At 37.8% G+C, this 16,991-nt stretch carries 19 protein-coding genes and 1 other annotated feature; of the genes, 2 read left to right on the top strand and 17 right to left on the bottom strand.

Going from position 1 to position 16,991, the window contains the following annotated elements:
- Positions 1-6: 6 nt before the first annotated feature.
- From hisI to ilvE, 16 genes are all read right to left on the bottom strand, one after another.
- Entirely contained in the window at positions 7-312 is a 306-nt protein-coding gene (gene hisI / locus M1D73_RS07045) for a phosphoribosyl-AMP cyclohydrolase (protein WP_000803957.1), read from the bottom strand.
- Entirely contained in the window at positions 309-1,067 is a 759-nt protein-coding gene (gene hisF, locus M1D73_RS07040; RefSeq protein WP_098212758.1) for an imidazole glycerol phosphate synthase subunit HisF, read from the bottom strand. Before hisF ends, hisI begins: the two co-directional genes overlap by 4 nt.
- Positions 1,061-1,780, bottom strand: coding sequence for a 1-(5-phosphoribosyl)-5-[(5-phosphoribosylamino)methylideneamino]imidazole-4-carboxamide isomerase (hisA, locus tag M1D73_RS07035; protein ID WP_000402298.1), 720 nt, complete (start codon positions 1,778-1,780; stop codon positions 1,061-1,063). The genes hisF and hisA overlap by 7 nt, the downstream gene beginning before the upstream one ends.
- The gene (gene hisH / locus M1D73_RS07030; RefSeq protein ID WP_000560360.1) at positions 1,753-2,382 is read right to left on the bottom strand and encodes an imidazole glycerol phosphate synthase subunit HisH; all 630 of its coding nucleotides are present in this window, start codon (positions 2,380-2,382) and stop codon (positions 1,753-1,755) included. The genes hisA and hisH overlap by 28 nt, the downstream gene beginning before the upstream one ends.
- On the bottom strand, positions 2,383-2,967 hold the full coding sequence (gene hisB / locus M1D73_RS07025; RefSeq protein WP_001249949.1) for an imidazoleglycerol-phosphate dehydratase HisB: 585 nt from the start codon (positions 2,965-2,967) through the stop codon (positions 2,383-2,385).
- The gene (gene hisD / locus M1D73_RS07020) at positions 2,967-4,256 is read right to left on the bottom strand and encodes a histidinol dehydrogenase (protein ID WP_000402933.1); all 1,290 of its coding nucleotides are present in this window, start codon (positions 4,254-4,256) and stop codon (positions 2,967-2,969) included. Before hisD ends, hisB begins: the two co-directional genes overlap by 1 nt.
- A gap of 11 nt (positions 4,257-4,267) precedes the next feature.
- Complete coding sequence (hisG, locus tag M1D73_RS07015) at positions 4,268-4,903, bottom strand: ATP phosphoribosyltransferase (protein WP_001244469.1); 636 nt, start codon at positions 4,901-4,903, stop codon at positions 4,268-4,270.
- Positions 4,879-6,141 carry an ATP phosphoribosyltransferase regulatory subunit gene (locus M1D73_RS07010; protein WP_121868157.1) on the bottom strand — a complete coding sequence of 421 codons (1,263 nt, stop codon included), beginning with the start codon at positions 6,139-6,141 and terminating at the stop codon, positions 4,879-4,881. The genes hisG and M1D73_RS07010 overlap by 25 nt, the downstream gene beginning before the upstream one ends.
- Before the next feature lie 309 nt (positions 6,142-6,450).
- Positions 6,451-7,032 (bottom strand): 3-isopropylmalate dehydratase small subunit, encoded by a 582-nt coding sequence (gene leuD / locus M1D73_RS07005; protein WP_000433189.1) that lies wholly within the window; start codon positions 7,030-7,032, stop codon positions 6,451-6,453.
- The gene (leuC, locus tag M1D73_RS07000; RefSeq protein ID WP_000518109.1) at positions 7,010-8,404 is read right to left on the bottom strand and encodes a 3-isopropylmalate dehydratase large subunit; all 1,395 of its coding nucleotides are present in this window, start codon (positions 8,402-8,404) and stop codon (positions 7,010-7,012) included. Before leuC ends, leuD begins: the two co-directional genes overlap by 23 nt.
- The gene (gene leuB / locus M1D73_RS06995; RefSeq protein ID WP_000415363.1) at positions 8,404-9,468 is read right to left on the bottom strand and encodes a 3-isopropylmalate dehydrogenase; all 1,065 of its coding nucleotides are present in this window, start codon (positions 9,466-9,468) and stop codon (positions 8,404-8,406) included. Before leuB ends, leuC begins: the two co-directional genes overlap by 1 nt.
- Positions 9,469-9,545: 77 nt before the next feature.
- Complete coding sequence (gene leuA / locus M1D73_RS06990) at positions 9,546-11,066, bottom strand: 2-isopropylmalate synthase (protein WP_000809600.1); 1,521 nt, start codon at positions 11,064-11,066, stop codon at positions 9,546-9,548.
- 1 nt (position 11,067) lies between these two features.
- Complete coding sequence (gene ilvC / locus M1D73_RS06985; protein ID WP_001151740.1) at positions 11,068-12,078, bottom strand: ketol-acid reductoisomerase; 1,011 nt, start codon at positions 12,076-12,078, stop codon at positions 11,068-11,070.
- 26 nt (positions 12,079-12,104) lie between these two features.
- The gene (gene ilvN / locus M1D73_RS06980; protein WP_000822952.1) at positions 12,105-12,614 is read right to left on the bottom strand and encodes an acetolactate synthase small subunit; all 510 of its coding nucleotides are present in this window, start codon (positions 12,612-12,614) and stop codon (positions 12,105-12,107) included.
- Entirely contained in the window at positions 12,611-14,311 is a 1,701-nt protein-coding gene (gene ilvB / locus M1D73_RS06975) for an acetolactate synthase large subunit (RefSeq protein WP_000095878.1), read from the bottom strand. The genes ilvN and ilvB overlap by 4 nt, the downstream gene beginning before the upstream one ends.
- A gap of 72 nt (positions 14,312-14,383) precedes the next feature.
- Positions 14,384-14,611: a binding site (T-box leader), on the bottom strand.
- A gap of 15 nt (positions 14,612-14,626) precedes the next feature.
- On the bottom strand, positions 14,627-15,523 hold the full coding sequence (gene ilvE / locus M1D73_RS06970; RefSeq protein WP_001005486.1) for a branched-chain-amino-acid transaminase: 897 nt from the start codon (positions 15,521-15,523) through the stop codon (positions 14,627-14,629).
- Between the two features lie 414 nt (positions 15,524-15,937).
- On the opposite strand from ilvE, the gene M1D73_RS06965 reads away from it, so the two are divergent.
- Entirely contained in the window at positions 15,938-16,177 is a 240-nt protein-coding gene (locus M1D73_RS06965; RefSeq protein WP_000752514.1) for a DUF3911 family protein, read from the top strand.
- A gap of 82 nt (positions 16,178-16,259) precedes the next feature.
- The gene (locus tag M1D73_RS06960; RefSeq protein ID WP_000101022.1) at positions 16,260-16,499 is read left to right on the top strand and encodes a YkuS family protein; all 240 of its coding nucleotides are present in this window, start codon (positions 16,260-16,262) and stop codon (positions 16,497-16,499) included.
- 352 nt (positions 16,500-16,851) lie between these two features.
- On the opposite strand, the gene M1D73_RS06955 is transcribed toward M1D73_RS06960, so the two are convergent.
- Entirely contained in the window at positions 16,852-16,941 is a 90-nt protein-coding gene (locus M1D73_RS06955; RefSeq protein WP_000608227.1) for a hypothetical protein, read from the bottom strand.
- Positions 16,942-16,991: the final 50 nt, after the last annotated feature.

Raw genomic sequence — 16,991 nt, 5'->3', positions numbered from 1 at the left:
ATCCCCCTATATAATTTGATAGTAAAAACATGTCTTCTCTCCCGTATGACAAGCAGGTCCTACTTGTTTCACATTCACAACAATTGAATCTTGATCACAATCTAAATATAAAGATTGCACATATTGAACATTCCCTGATGTTTCCCCCTTATTCCATAACGACTGCCTCGAACGAGAATAAAACCATGTTCTTTTCGTCTCTAACGTTTTTTTATATGCTTCTTCATTCATATAAGCTAGCATTAAAACGTCTTTCGTACCTTCTTCGATGACAATTGCCGGTATTAATCCTTTTGAAAAATTAGGTTTCATAACCGCACCTCAATATTTGCATCTCTTAATTTTCGCTTTACACTCTGCACTGTCGCCTCACCATAATGAAAGATGGATGCCGCTAACGCTGCATCAACCGTTGTCTTTTGAAAAACTTCTATAATATGATCCGTATGACCACAGCCTCCTGATGCGATGACTGGAATAGAAACACTTTTTGAAATTTCTTCTATTAAACGAAGGTCATATCCGCTTTTCGTTCCATCTGCATCCATACTCGTTAACAAAATTTCACCTGCCCCAAGTTTAACAACACGCTTCGCCCATTCTATGGCATCCATTCCTGTGTCAACTCTTCCACCGTTGACATATACGTTCCATTTATCTTCTGCTACTTTTCTAGCATCAATTGCCACGACAATACATTGTGATCCAAAGTGTTCTGCCCCTTCTTCTATTAACTTCGGGTTTCGCACTGCCGCTGAGTTTAGTGAAACTTTGTCTGCCCCAACTCTTAGTAAATTGTACATATCTTTCACACTTGATATCCCCCCGCCAACCGTAAGAGGAATAAATACTTTTGCTGCTGTTTTTTCTACAACATCTATAATCGTTTTTCTTCCTTCATGAGTCGCCGTAATATCTAAAAATACGATTTCATCTGCCCCTGCCTCGTTATATGCTTCAGCTATTTCAACCGGATCACCGACATCTTGTAATCCTATAAAATTTACACCCTTTACGACTCGCCCTTCTTTCACATCTAGACATGGAATAATTCGTTTCGCTAACATAACTTCGTTACCTGTAATACTTCTTCTAAATCAATCGTTTTCTCGTAAAGCGCCTTTCCAATTATGACACCATATATATTCATATCATTTAACTTTTTCACATCTTGAATAGATGCCACTCCTCCAGAGGCGATGAGACGAATGCCCACACTTTTTTGAAGTATCGCTAATTGTTCAAAATTTGGACCTGCAAGCGTCCCGTCTTTCGAAATGTCTGTAAACACAATCGTTTGAACACCTAAACTTTCCATTTGTTTCGCTAAACTAACGTAAGAAATTTCAGATAGATCAAGCCAACCTCTCGTTGCTACGAAACCATTTTTCGCATCAATTCCAACAATGATTTTCTCTTTATATAGACGAACTGCTTCCTCTAAAAATGACTTATCATAAAGAGCTGCTGTTCCTAAAATCACTTTTTCTACACCTGCTGACAATAACTTCTCCACCGTTACAAGTGAACGAATTCCTCCTCCCACTTGCACAGGAATACGTACCGCCTTGCAGATTTTTTCAATGACGGGCAAATTTAAAGACTCGCCAGCAATTGCACCGTCTAAATCAACAATGTGTAGTATTTCCGCTCCAAGCTTTTCAAATATGATCGCCTGCGCTACTGGATCTTCATTCATCACCGTTTCTTTACTAAACTCTCCTTGATAAAGTCTAACGCATCGTCCTTCTTTTAAATCGATAGCTGGGAAGATTTCCATGCTTCTACCACCCCTTGAAAATTTTTTAATATTTGCATGCCAATTTCGCCACTTTTTTCTGGATGAAACTGTGCACCAAATACATTTCCTTTCGCGACAAACCCTGGTACTTGCATTCCATAATCACTTACTCCGCATACAATTTCATCTGGACAATCCGCGTAATATGAGTGAACATAATACACGAAAGAACCATCCACTAATCCATTCCAAAGCGGAAATTCTCTTTCCTTCCTTAATTCATTCCATCCCATATGAGGAATTTTATACGAAACTTTTAACTTACGAATTTCCCCTGGTAGTAAACCTAACCCGCTACAATCTTTTAGTTCCTCACTTCGTTCAAATAAAAGCTGCATGCCCAAACATATACCGAGGAGTGGTTTTCCTATATCACAAACCTCTTTTAGTACACACACTAAATCTCTTTCTTCTAATACGTCCATCGCTTTCGGAAATGCACCTACTCCCGGTAAAATCACGCCATCGCTTCTCAATATCTCTTTTTTATCACTCGTTACAATGTACTCTGCGCCAATATATTTTAATGCTTGCTCTACACTGCGAATATTCCCCATTCCATAATCTATAATGGCAATCAATTACAACATTCCTTTCGTTGAATTTACACCAGTAATGTTAGCATTTTTTTCGACCGCTTCTCTAAGCGCTCTACCAAAAGCTTTAAATAATGCTTCAATTTTGTGATGTGTATTACTTCCGTATAGAACGCGCGCATGTAATGTAATATTGGCAGCATGTGCAACTGCTCTAAAAAATTCTTCCGTCAATTCTGTATCAAAATCCCCGAGCTTCGGATTTGTTAATTCCCCTTGAAATACACAATATGAGCGTCCACTTATATCAATTGCCACAAATCCTAAAGATTCATCCATCGGTACATACGCAGAACCGTAACGATTAATTCCCTCTTTGTTTTGCAATGCTTCTTTCAAGCAATTTCCGAGTACAATTCCAACATCTTCAACGGTGTGATGTGCATCGACAAATACATCACCTTCTGCTTCAACCTGCAATCCAAATCTTCCATGTCTAGCAAATAAAGTAAGCATATGATCGAAAAAACCAACCCCTGTTTGAATAGATACATTTGTACTTTCATCAAGCTGCAAATTTAATTTAATTTTTGTTTCTGTCGTCTCACGTGCTTGACTGGACTGACGCATTATTTTTCCTCCTCAAACCTTATTTGGATTGCTCTCGCATGTGCATGTAACCCTTCTTTATTTGCAAGCTCTACAATATGATGCTGTACATTTTTTAATGCTTCCTCCGTATAAGAAATAAAACTTGATTTTTTCACGAAATCATCGACTGATAACGGAGAAAAGAATCTTGCCGTTCCGCTCGTTGGTAATACATGATTCGGTCCCGCTAAATAATCCCCGAGCGGTTCAGGTGAATATGGCCCAAGGAAAATAGAGCCTGCATGTTTCACATAATCTAGAGCATTCATTGGTTCTTTTATATGTAACTCTAAATGTTCTGGAGCAATTTCATTTGATAACTTTAGCGCCTCCTCTAAAGAAGGAACGATAAAGATGGCTCCATTTCTATTTATTGATTCACGTGCAATTTCACTTCTTGGTAACGTTTCTAACTGTCTTTCTACCTCTTTTTCTACTTCTTTAGCTAGTTCCATATTCGTTGTAATACAAATCGCCGTTGCTCTCTCATCATGCTCTGCTTGCGATAATAAATCCGCTGCGATATATTTTGCATTACCTGTTTCATCCGCGACAACTACAATTTCTGATGGACCAGCAATCATATCGATATTTACTATTCCGTATACTTCTCGTTTCGCTAGAGCGACGTACAAATTTCCCGGTCCAACTATTTTATCCACTTTCGGAATCGATTCCGTCCCGTATGCTAAAGCAGCAATTGCTTGTGCGCCACCTATCGTATAAATTTCATCTACTCCCGCAAGATCTGCAGCAGCTAATATATGTGGATCAATTCCTCCTTTCCTCGGCGGTGTTACCATTACAATCTTTTTCACACCTGCGAGTTTCGCCGGCAATACATTCATTAATACTGAAGAAGGATATGAGGCTGTCCCACCCGGTACATATACACCTACATTTTCTAACGGCCGAATGAGTTGCCCTCTAATTATCCCTTTACTTTCACAATCGAATATTGAGTGCTTCTTTTGCTTTTCGTGATACGAAACAACGTTTTTCTTCGCCTCTTTTAAAGCTTCTAAAAATGAATTCTCTACAAACATACTCGCTTGCTGTATTTCTTCTTCACTTACACGAAAATTTTTCATCTCTACACCATCAAACTTTTTTGTATAGAAAGATAAAGCCTCATCTTTCCCTTCCCTTACATGTCTAATGATTTCTCTTACACTTCTTTGAACAGTTTCTTCTATTATATTGGCGTTTTCTCTCAGCACTTTTATTTTAGATAATGCCTCCTTAAATTCTTCATAAATGATTTCCATTTTAAATCCTCCTATTTCCCTGATAAGATTTCTTGCTCCATCATATTTATAATGCTGAATATTTCGTCTTTTTTAGTTTTTAAGGCTGCCTTATTTACAATCATCCGAGCCGATATAAAGTACATTTCCTCAAATACAATGAGTCCATTCTCTTGTAATGTTTTTCCTGTTTCAACAATATCTACAATCGCATCTGCCAATCCAAGAAGAGGAGCGATTTCTACAGAACCTTCTATCTTAATAATTTCTACATCCTCTCCCTTATCATGAAAATAAGTAGAAGTAATATGGGGGTATTTCGTAGCGATTCTTTTCTTCCGGTAACTCTTCGGATTATACGTAGGAATAGAAGCAACACAAAACTTACAAATCCCCACTCCTAAATCCAGCATTTCATAAATATCTTTCTCGTTTTCCATTAAAATATCTTTTCCAACGATGCCAATATCAGCTACCCCATGTTCTACATAAGTAGCAACATCAACCGCTTTTACTAAAATAAATGAAACATTTGTATTTTCACTTTGAAATACAAGCTTCCGACCTTTATTTTTGAGCTCGGAACAATCAATTCCAATCTGCTCAAAAAGTGGAATGACATGTTTTTCTAATCTTCCTTTCGTTAACGCAATTTGAATGTTACGCATGAAGCCTCTCCTTCTTTCTGGACTACCCATTTCTCATTCCATACATATTCCACTAAGTATTCATTCTTTGCCTCAACGACCGTTCCTATTTTATTTTTTCTTGCAAATTGAAAGGTATCGCTTAAATTAGAGAATAGAGATAACCAAGCATTTTTCCCATCCTTTCGAAGTAAATTTCGTAACCTTTCTGCTTCCGCTAATCTATTTAACTCATAATGAATCACAATATCAATTTGATTTCGTTCATATGGTTCTTGCTGCTCTTGCAGCGCCTTCACAATTTGATTTACTTGTACCGCGAGTCCAACAGCTGGCAGCATTTCTCCAAAATTCCCAATTAGCTCATCGTATCTTCCGCCACTAACGATTTCTTCTCCAATTTCATATATATATCCTTTGAAAATAACACCTGTATAGTAATCTAAGTGTTGAATCATGCCCAAATCAATTGATATGTAAGAACCATATCCTAACGTTTCAATTGTTTCATACATTTCATTTACTCTTGCAATTGCCATTTTCATTTCATTACTTGAAGCAAGCTTTTCTGCTTCCTCAATAACTTCTAAATTTCCAAATAGCCTTGGCAATTTCTCAAGTAATCTTACTGTCTCATCGCATCGATCTAATTTCTTTTCTCCGATAAAATTTGAGAGGGCTGCATAATTTTTACTTTCTATATACGTTCTAAGTACCCTTTCTTCTTCATCCTGGATGGAGAGTTTTTTTACAATACATTTATATAACTGTACTTGCCCAATCTCAATTGTAAAAGATTGCACCTTCAACTTTTGAAGTGCTTGAATGACACTTATTACACATTCAATTTCAGCTCTTACATTATCAATCCCGATAACTTCAATACCACTTTGTACGATTTCATTATATTTTCCAGAATGGGATTCATTCGCTCGAAATACATTCCCGCTATACGTCACTTTAAGTGGCGTATCCCATCTCTGTGTTCCAATAACTCTCGCTAAAGGAATTGTCATATCTGGACGTAAAACGATAATCCTTCCCTTTTCATCAAAAAATTTATACATCTTCTCTTCATCTATCGGTCTATTTTGAAATGCAAAAACATCATAAAATTCAATTGTAGGTGTTCTTATTTCCTCATAACCTCTCTCTAAAAAAGTAAGCCTTAATTTTTGTTCTACTTCTTCAATTAACGTACATTCTTCGAATAAATAATCTCTCGTTCCATTCGGGTTTGCTCGTTTCCATTTTGTCATCTAAATTTTCACACCTTTCCCCTTCTAATGTATGCCTATTTCATTCCCCTAAGCCGAAAATAAAAAGAGCCTTGTAGACAAAATACCTACAAGGCTCTTCAGTAGAGTGTAGGTACAACGGGAATAACCCTTGTACCTACACGTTTTCACGCTAGGTTCAAGGGCTTCATGTATGATGATGTAGTTGTGTAAGCATTGTAATAGATTTTATTGTATTCATAATACTTACTCCCTTTCTCCTCTGATTTTCACATAGTATATAACAGTTAATTTTGAATGTAAATACATTTTTAATATTCCGTCATTTTTTTAATGTAAAGCCACTTTTCTTTCATACTCTTTTATTTCTTGTTCATATTGCATTGTAATACTAATTTCATCTAAACCATTTAATAACTTCTCTTTCCACATTTTCTCGATCGTAAAATGGAATCTATGCGTATTCGTTGTCATTATTTCATTTTCTAAATCAACTGTAATTTGTTCCCTCGCATCTGTTTTAGCAAGTTGTTCACGCATATCTTTATCCATTACAATCGGTAACATGCCATTCTTCATACAATTCATATAAAAGATATCGGCAAATCCTCCAGCGATAATAACGCGGAAACCATAATCAGCAAGTGCCCATGGAGCATGTTCTCTTGACGAGCCACATCCAAAATTATCACCTGTGATTAATATGCTGGCTCCTTTTCTTTCTTGTGCATTAAGCGGGAAATTAGGGTTTTCTTGGCGATTATTATCATATCGCCACTCATCAAATAAAAACTTCCCAAACCCAGTTCTTTCAATTCTCTTTAAATATTGCTTCGGAATAATTTGATCTGTATCAATGTTATCATTCATCAGTACTGCGGCAGTACCTTTATGAATACGAAATGGCTCCATCATAACTCTCCTTTCTAATATCAACAAAATGACCATATAACGCAGCCGCTGCCGCCATTGCCGGGCTAACTAAATGCGTTCGTGCTCCCTTTCCTTGTCTTCCTTCAAAATTGCGATTGGACGTAGAGGCACAATGTTCTCCTTCAGGCACTTGATCTGGATTCATACCTAGACACATTGAGCATCCGGGCTCTCTCCATTCAAATCCAGCTTCTTCAAATATGCGATGTAATCCTTTATGCATCGCTGCTTCTCTTACCCTTTGAGATCCAGGTACAACAAGTGCTCGCACACCTTCTTTTACTTTTTTACCTTTCACGACAGATGCAGCAATTTCTAAGTCAGAAAGCCTGGAATTTGTACAAGATCCAATGAAAACATGTTGAACTGGAATGTCATACGTACTTTGTCCGGGACTCAATCCCATATAAGAAAACGCTCTTTCATCATTTGCATCATGCTTTTCTGGCAATTTCTCATCGATCCGAACACCCATACTAGGATTTGTTCCCCACGTAACGTACGGCGCTAAATCCGTAACATCTACTAGAATATGTAAATCATAAACTGCATCTAAATCTGTATAAAGTTCTGACCATTTTTCCTTAATAGATTCATAGTCTTTCGGTGCATATTTACGCCCTTTTACGTAAGCAAACGTTTTTTCATCTGGTGCAATAATGCCAGCCTTTGCTCCCCCTTCAATTGCCATATTGCAAAGCGTCATCCTCTCTTCCATATCCATAGCATGAATGGCCTCTCCGTAAAATTCCATTACGTAACCTGTTCCAACTGCTACTCCGTACTTTGAAAGAAGGTGTAAAATAATATCTTTCGCATAGACACCTTGCGGTAACTTTCCTTTTAACTCAATGCCCATCGCTTTCGGCTTTCGTTGCCATAACGTTTGCGTTGCCAATACATGTTCCACTTCACTCGTACCAATACCAAACGCTAGTGCGCCAAAAGCACCGTGTGTTGCTGTATGACTATCACCACAAACAATCGTTTTTCCTGGTTGTGTGAGTCCAAGTTCTGGTCCTATTACATGAACGATCCCTTGCTCTTCATCTCCGATATCCGCTAATGGCACCTGAAATTGTTTACAGTTTTGCCGAAGTGTATCTAGTTGCTGCTTCGCAATGCGGTCGGTAATATTCCAAACATCTTTCGTTGGAATATTATGATCCATCGTTGCAAATGTTAAATCTGGTCTGCGGACTGTTCGATTTGTAAGCCGCAAGCCTTCAAAGGCTTGCGGTGACGTTACTTCATGAACAAGATGTAGATCGATATATAATAAATCCAATCCATTTTCATTAGTCGCAACTACATGTCTTTCCCAAAGCTTATCTAGCAACCTTTTTCCCATTATCTTCCTCTCCCTACTAACGCTTGCTCTTCCATTTCTTGAATAACTGCCTTTGTAAATGAAGTTGTCGTTTCAGTCCCCCCGATATCTGCTGTACATTTCCCTGATTTAAGGACTGCAGAAACTGCTTCTTCAATTGCATCTCCTTCTCTCGTTAATCCGAACGATTGCCCAAGCATCATTGCAACAGAACGCATCATCGCAATTGGATTCGCCTTATTTTTCCCCGCAATATCCGGTGCTGATCCGTGAATAGGCTCATATAATGAAGGTCCCTTTTCAGCGTGACTTGCTGATGGAAGCATTCCTAATGATCCAGCTAATACTGAAGCCTCATCACTTAAAATATCACCAAATAAATTTTCCGTTACAATAACGTCAAATCTTCCTGGATTCCGAATTAATTCCATAGCTGCTGCATCTACTAAAATGTGTTCTACTTCCACATTTGGGTAGCGAAGTGCTACTTCTTCTGTCACAGTTCTCCATAATTTACTAGACTCTAAAACATTCGCTTTATCAATAGATGTTACTTTTTTCTTCCGCTTATTTGCTAATTGAAAAGCATACGAAACGATACGTTCAATTTCATGGCGATGATACGTAAGTGTATCTGTCGCCACTTCTTCCGTTCGCTCTTTCGGATAAGAAAAATAAATTCCGCCTGTTAATTCACGAACGACAACGAAATCAATTTCATCAGCGTTTTTTAATGGTGATAAATGTGCAGTTGCACTTTCTACCGTTACAGGGCGAACATTCGCAAATACACCGAGTCCTTTTCTTAATGCTAATAATCCTTTCTCAGGCCTTTCTTTCGCACTATCCCACCTTGGTCCACCTACTGCGCCAAGTAAAACCGCATCACTCGCTAAACAGGCGGCAAGTGTTCGCTGTGGTAATGGTTGCCCAGTTAAATCGATAGCAATACCACCAAAGTACTCATCTTGCAAATGAAAATGATGTCCATATAGCCTTTCTACCATATGCAATACTTCCTTCGCACTCTCCATTACTTCTGGACCGACACCATCACCAGCTAAACAAACGATACGTTTTTCCATTTTTAACACTCCTTTTAACTGAATTTTCAGAACTTTAATTTGATAGGTGAGGAAAGCTTCTCTCACCTATCAATTATTTATTTCACAAGCGCTATAAGAGATTTTAATTTCCCTGCTGCATGGACATAAGCCCTCGCCGACGCTTCCAATACGTCTTGCGCAACTCCGAAACCTGATATTTGGTGACTACCTTCTTTTAATTCAACATGAACGTGAGCAAGTGCATCTTGACCTTGTGTAATAGATTGTATGCGATAATCTGCCAATTCACATTCTAATCCTAAAATTCTTTGAATCGCATTGTATATCGCTTCAATACTACCAGAACCAGTGGCTGCATCTTCATATACATTTCCTTCCTCATCCTTCAGCACAACTGTTGCGCATTGTGTACTATTTGATACGAAATGCACTTGTAATTGCGTAATGTTATATTGCTGGGCTGCAAATGCTGCTTCACCAAGCATAATTGCGCGTAAATCTTCCTCAGTAATTTCCTTTTTACGATCCGCCAATTTTTTAAATGCTTCGAATGCCGCATCTCGCTCTTCATTTGTAAATTCATAACCAAGCTCTTTCATTTTTTCCGTAAACGCATGACGGCCAGAATGTTTCCCAAGTACAAAGAGATTTTGAGATTCTCCTATAAGCGCTGGTTCGATAATTTCATAAGTTGTTACTTCTTTTAAAACCCCATCTTGGTGGATGCCTGATTCATGAGCAAATGCATTCGCTCCAACGATTGCTTTATTTTTCGGTACAACCATACCCGTTAACCTGCTTACTAATGTACTCGTCGCCTTAATTTCTTTTAAAGTCATCGAAGGTTCTGCTTTATAAAAATCTTTTCTAATATGAAGAGCTACTGCAACTTCTTCTAACGCTGCATTCCCTGCTCTTTCTCCAATGCCATTAATCGTTCCTTCTACTTGCACTGCTCCCCCTTCAACCGCAGCTAACGAATTTGCTACTGCCATACCAAGATCATCGTGACAATGACAAGAAAAAATCGCTTTTTCATATGATGGAACGGATTCTTGTAAGTATTTAAAAAGAGAATAATACTCTTCCGGATTTGTATATCCAACTGTATCCGGAATATTAATTACATTCGCTCCTGCTCGAATCGCAATTTCTACTGCTTCAGCTAAAAATGCTCTCGATGTTCTTGTCGCATCTTCTGCAGAAAATTGTACTGTCGGAAATAATGATTTTCCGAGCGTAACCGAGCGATGAATACTATTTAACACATCTTCTTTTGACATACAAAGTTTATATTTCATATGAATATCACTCGTAGCTAGAAATACGTGTAGACGAGGAGATACAGCGCCTCTCACAGCTTCATATGCTCTTCGAATGTCACTTTCTTTCGCTCTAGCTAAACTCATAACCGTAGCGTTTTGAATTGTATTCGCGATGCGTTTTACCGATTGGAAGTCACCTTCGGAAGCTGCCGCGAATCCAGCTTCCATTACATGAATACCAAGCCTCTCTAATTGCCTAGCAATTTGTAACTTCTCTTGTTCATTTAAATTTACTCCTGGTGATTGTTCGCCATCACGAAGCGTTGTATCCATGAACAAAATCTGCTTCATATTATTTAATCCCTACCTTTACTCGCGGCTGTACGAAAGGCATCATTTCACGTAATTTACGTCCTACTACTTCGATTTCATGTTCATTCTCTTTCTCATTTGTCGCGTGGAAATTTGGTCTTCCTGCTTTATGCTCTGCAATCCAGCCTCTTGCAAATGTACCATCTTGAATTTCTGCTAATACTGCCCCCATCGCTTTCTTCGTATCTTCAGTAACAACGCGTGGTCCTGATACGAAGTCTCCCCACTGCGCTGTATCTGAAACTGAATATCTCATATTTTCAAGTCCACCTTCATACATAAGGTCAACGATTAGCTTCAGTTCATGTAAACATTCAAAATATGCAAGTTCAGGCTGGTATCCCGCATCAACTAACGTTTCAAATCCTGCTTTTACAAGTGCAGTCACTCCGCCGCAGAGTACAGCTTGCTCTCCAAATAAATCTGTTTCTGTTTCTTCTTTAAACGTCGTTTCTAATACACCAGCTCTCGTTGCTCCAATTCCGTCAGCATAAGAAAGTGCTTTTTCAGTCGCAACTCCTGTTGCATCTTGATATACTGCAAATAATGCAGGAACAGCCCCTCCCTCGGCGAACGTACGGCGTACGAGATGCCCCGGTCCTTTTGGCGCTACTAGAAATACATCTACATTCGCTGGTGGTTTTACTTGATCAAAGTGAACATTAAATCCATGTGCGAACACGAGAGAGTTTCCAGCCTGTAAATTTGGTGCAATTTCAGCTTCATATACTTCTGGTTGTAATTCATCAGGTAATAGAATCATTACTACATCAGCTTTTTCCGCTGCTTCTGCTACTGTATATACAGAAAACCCATCTTCATTCGCTTTATCCCAAGACTTACCTTTTCTTAAACCTACTACTACATCAAATCCGTTATCACGTAAATTTTGCGCATGCGCATGACCTTGCGAGCCATATCCGATGATTGCTACTTTCTTTTCCTTTAATACATTTACTGTTACATCTTTCTCATAATAAACTTTTGCCATTTTCATTTCCCCCTATATTTAAATGATTATTGAATTAACATAACTTGCTTATCTTGTTTTTTCATACTACGTGTAAATGCTGTTACACCTGTTCTAGCAATTTCTTTTAAACCGTATGGACGAAGTAATTCAATTAACGCTTCTACTTTATCTTGCGTACCTGTTACTTGCACAACTATGGAATCCTTCCCAACATCTATTACAGCGGCTCGAAATGGTTCAATTAAACTATATAATTCTGCCCTCGCTACAGAAGTTGCTACTTTAATAAGAGCAAGCTCTCTAGCAATCATTGCTTCTTCTGTAATATCTGATACTTTCAGAACATCGATTTGCTTATGAAGTTGTTTAATTAACTGCTCAACTTGCTGTTCACTTTCAACGTGTACAACAATCGTCATTCGCGATATATCTGATGATTCTGTATGACCTACTGAAATACTTTCAATATTAAAATGTCTTCGTGTCATAACCCCTGTAATTCGGTTTAACACACCACTTTGATTTCGAACTGTCGCTGTAACAATTCTCTTCACCCTTTTTCCACTCCCTCCATTTGGTGAACACCTTTTCCTGGTGCAACCATCGGCATAACCTTCTCTGATTGAAGTACACGACAATCGATTACGACTGGCTCTTGTAATTCGATCGCATGCTGGATTTGCTTCTTTGCAAGAAGTGGATCGTCAATACGAACACCTTTTATACCATACGCATTCGCAAGAGCGACGAAATCTGGTTGGCATGGCAATAAAGAATGTGAATATCTTTGATTGTAAAATTCATCTTGCCATTGTCTTACCATTCCTAAAGCTTCATTATTTAAAATAAATACTTTAACGGGTAAAGCGTGTTCTTTTAATACACTTAATTCTTGCAGAGTCATTTGAAACCCAGCATCACCAACAATTGCAATAACTAGTTCATCTCTCTTTGCAATTTGCGCACCGATTGCTGCTGGAAATCCGAACCCCATCGTTCCTAATCCGCCAGAAGTTACCCATTTATCTGGATTTTTCAACGGATAGTATTGTGCTGCCCACATTTGATGTTGCCCAACGTCTGTTGTTACAATCGCTTCTCCTTTCGTAATTTCATATAGCATATCAATCGCATATTGAGGTTTAATACTTTCAGAATTTCTTTTATAAGAGAATGGATATTTTTCTTTTCTATTCTTTAATAAAAATAGCCATTCATGATGATTTTCTTTCTTTCCTTCTGATTGAAGCAATACTTCTAACGCCTGCTTAGCACTTGCAACAATAGGAATCTCTGTTGGCACATTTTTCCCGATTTCTGCTGGATCAATATCGATATGTGCAACAGTCGCCCCTTTAGCAAAAAAAGCTAAATTTCCAGTAAGACGATCATCAAATCTCGCGCCTATATTAATGAGTAAGTCGCATTCATATAACGCCATATTGGCTGTATAAGAACCGTGCATTCCCCCCATCCCTAGAAATAGTTCATCATCTGGTGGAAAACCACCAAGTCCAAGTAATGTATGCACAACAGGGATTTCATATTTACGAGCAAAACTTGTCAATTCTTTCGAAGCTTTCGCATGCAATATACCCGCTCCAGCTAAAATTAACGGTTTTTTTGCGGTTTCAATTACTTGTAGTAATTTGTTTATTTGAAGTAGATTCGGTTCATAATTAGGGTTATATCCTGGTAAATCCATTTGTACATTGCTACATCGCTCACCTTTCTCGACTACCATATCTTTCGGAAGGTCAATAACGACTGGTCCTGGTCTTCCTGTTTTAGCAATATGAAATGCTTCTTTAATAATTCGAGGTAAATCTGAGGCCTTTCGCACTTGATAGTTATGTTTTGTCACTGGCATCGTAAGTCCCATAATATCTGCCTCTTGAAAAGCATCGCTCCCAATTAACGTTGTTGCTACTTGGCCTGTAAATACTACAAGTGGCAATGAATCAATCATCGCATCAGCTAGACCCGTAATTACATTTGTAGCACCTGGTCCACTCGTTGCAATTACAACCCCTGGATTCCCTGTAATTCTGGCATACCCTTCAGCAGCGTGAATTGCCCCTTGCTCATGCCTTGTTAAAATATGCGGAATTTCACAATCATACAATGCATCATAGAGAGGTAAAACGGCACCACCCGGATAACCGAAAATCACTTCTACGCCTTCCTTTTCTAGCGCTTCTAACAATAGCTGTGCACCAGTTTCCAGTTTCTCTTCCGTTTTTGAAGACATTGTTCTTATAAGCCCCCTTTTTCAAACTTTTATACAATAAAAAAATCCTACGTCCACACTCCAGCTATGTGCTGAAGGGACGAAAGATTTCGCGGTACCACCCTTCTTTGCAAGAATACTCTTGCCTCAGTGATCCATAAATGGATCTAGCTAATAACGGAGCTACCGTCTAAGCCTAGACAAATGCTTTAGCTTAGCACTCAAGGGCGATGTTCGTCGACGTGAACCATCGGTTTTCAGCAACCACCGACTCTCTGTGAGGCTTCACAATCAACTACTCCTCCCTATCAACGCTTTCTTATGTTAAAAAAGTTGTTATCCAACTTTATTTTCTTCGTAAATTTTCTCTCCATCTTCTACAACTAACTTACGAAACTCTTCTAATAAACGGTTCGTATGTGGACCTGTTTGCCCTAAGCCAATCGTTCTACCATCTACTGTCGTAACAGCAATAACTTCAGCAGCTGTTCCTGTTAAAAACACTTCATCAGCTACATATACATCATGTCTTGTAAATAACTCTTCTCTTACGTCATATCCAAGTTTTTCGCCGATTTCTAAAATGGCGTTTCGTGTAATACCTTCTAACGCTCCAGCAGAACTTGGTGGTGTAATTAATTTATTTCCTTTAACAATAAACACGTTATCTCCTGAGCCTTCAGCTACATATCCTTGATCATTTAACATAAGTGCTTCTTGTACTCCAGCTAATTTCGCTTCAATACGAACTAAAATATTGTTTAAGTAATTTAAAGATTTTACTTGAGGGGATAAAACATCGGGACGATTTCGGCGCGTTGCAACTGTTACAACTGGAATCCCTTTCTCATAATATTCTTGTGGGAATAAAGATAATTGTTCTGCAATTACTACTACATTCGGCTTCTTACATGAATCGGGATCCAATCCAAGATTTCCTGCTCCTCTTGATACAACAAGGCGAATGTATCCATTAGATAATTTATTTTGTCGAATCGTCTCAACAACAATATTTGTTACTTCATCTAATGAATATGGAATTTCTAAAAGGATTGATTTTGCTGATTCATACAACCGGACAAGGTGCTCTCTCAAACGGAAAACATTACCGCTATAAACTCTAATTCCTTCAAACACTCCATCGCCATATAAATAGCCATGATCATATACTGAAACTTTTGCCTCATCTTTTGGAACAAATTCTCCATTTAAGAAAATCCATTGCTCATTCACTAGAAGCGCCTCCTATGTTCTATGAATTTTTTATTGTTTCCTAGTTTACTCTCCTTTCTAAATAAATCAAGTGAATTTTTAGAAAATTTATAATTTTTAATCGTACGTACTTCTTTACTTATATTGATTTAACAACATTGTTAACGTTTACAAAAAGTCAAAAAATTTTTTTCGCCAATTTCCACTAAAAAAATATTTGTTTAAAAGAAGGATTTTCATCAATTGATGCGAATCTATTGTATTCAATAAACGGACGTCCGATTTTATAAATCCGGGAATATATAACGACTTTTGCTGAAAAAGGGGGAAAATAACAAAAATAGCGCTGTCTAAAAATAACATTCATATTTTTCATTTCGTAATCATAATCCTATTTTTAAAAAACAATTTGTCAAAATGAAGGAGGAAATAAATATGGCGTGTGTACAAATTAAAGGAACGAGACAAGAGGTAGTAGAAATGCTGCAATTATTTGATCTAATGGATACGAAAGGTTTTTGTAAATTCGATAATTACGTAGAGGTAGAACCAAATACGCAAGAACATAATCATTTTATTGCTTCAATCGACATCCATTCAAATACTTCTTCTGCCCAAGATACATTAAACGATCAATTCGTTAGTCAAATGCTTACTGGCGTATATAACGACTAAACAAAGATTTACTTCCTACCGTCTTTTCATAAATGCAGTGAACTTGAGCATACTAGCAATTAGATGGTAGGAGGTGAGAATTATGGCTAGAATTGGCGTTGAAAACTCATTAACAGACGTTCAACAAGCTCTTCAGCAACAAGGTCATGAAGTTGTTACACTTAACTCAGAACAGGATGCACAAGGTTGTGATTGTTGCGTTGTAACTGGGCAAGATTCTAATGTGATGGGCATTGCAGATACATCAATTAAAGGATCAGTCATTACAGCTCACGGTTTAACAACGGATGAAATTTGTCAACAAGTTGAAAGTCGCACTTAAAAAATGAAAGAGGACTCCTTTTAAAAGGAGTCCTCTTTTTTATATTCACCTAACGGGAAAGTAACATATACTGGATGAAAGCCCTACCTCTCTCTCATCATTACGGTTCCACTGACCGCTCCTTGATTCACTAGTATACATATATAGCTTACAAATACAATTTATAGGGTTTGTTCACAAAAGTTGTTGATAAAATTACCCGATCTTTCGCAAACTTTTCGTATTGCATTCATAAGAGATATTTACTTTACACTAGCTGTAACCGAGACACGAATTAAAATTCTAACACCAATACAATAACTTGTCAATATTTTTCCGCAAATTAAAAACAGACATTAACGGTTTGTCTGTTTTAGAATGGAGCTTTTTCTTTTATTACATATACAACAAAGCCGCTTACTAACATAAATAAGCCAACTACTAAGTTTTTGATATTAATCATAAATTCCTCTCCCTTATTCCACACATCATATATATTTACATTTCAATTAT

The organism is Bacillus sp. PK3-067, from assembly GCF_056738645.1.
The sequence above is the reverse complement of the archived record's forward strand: the minus strand, read 5'-3'. Positions and strand labels throughout refer to the sequence as shown.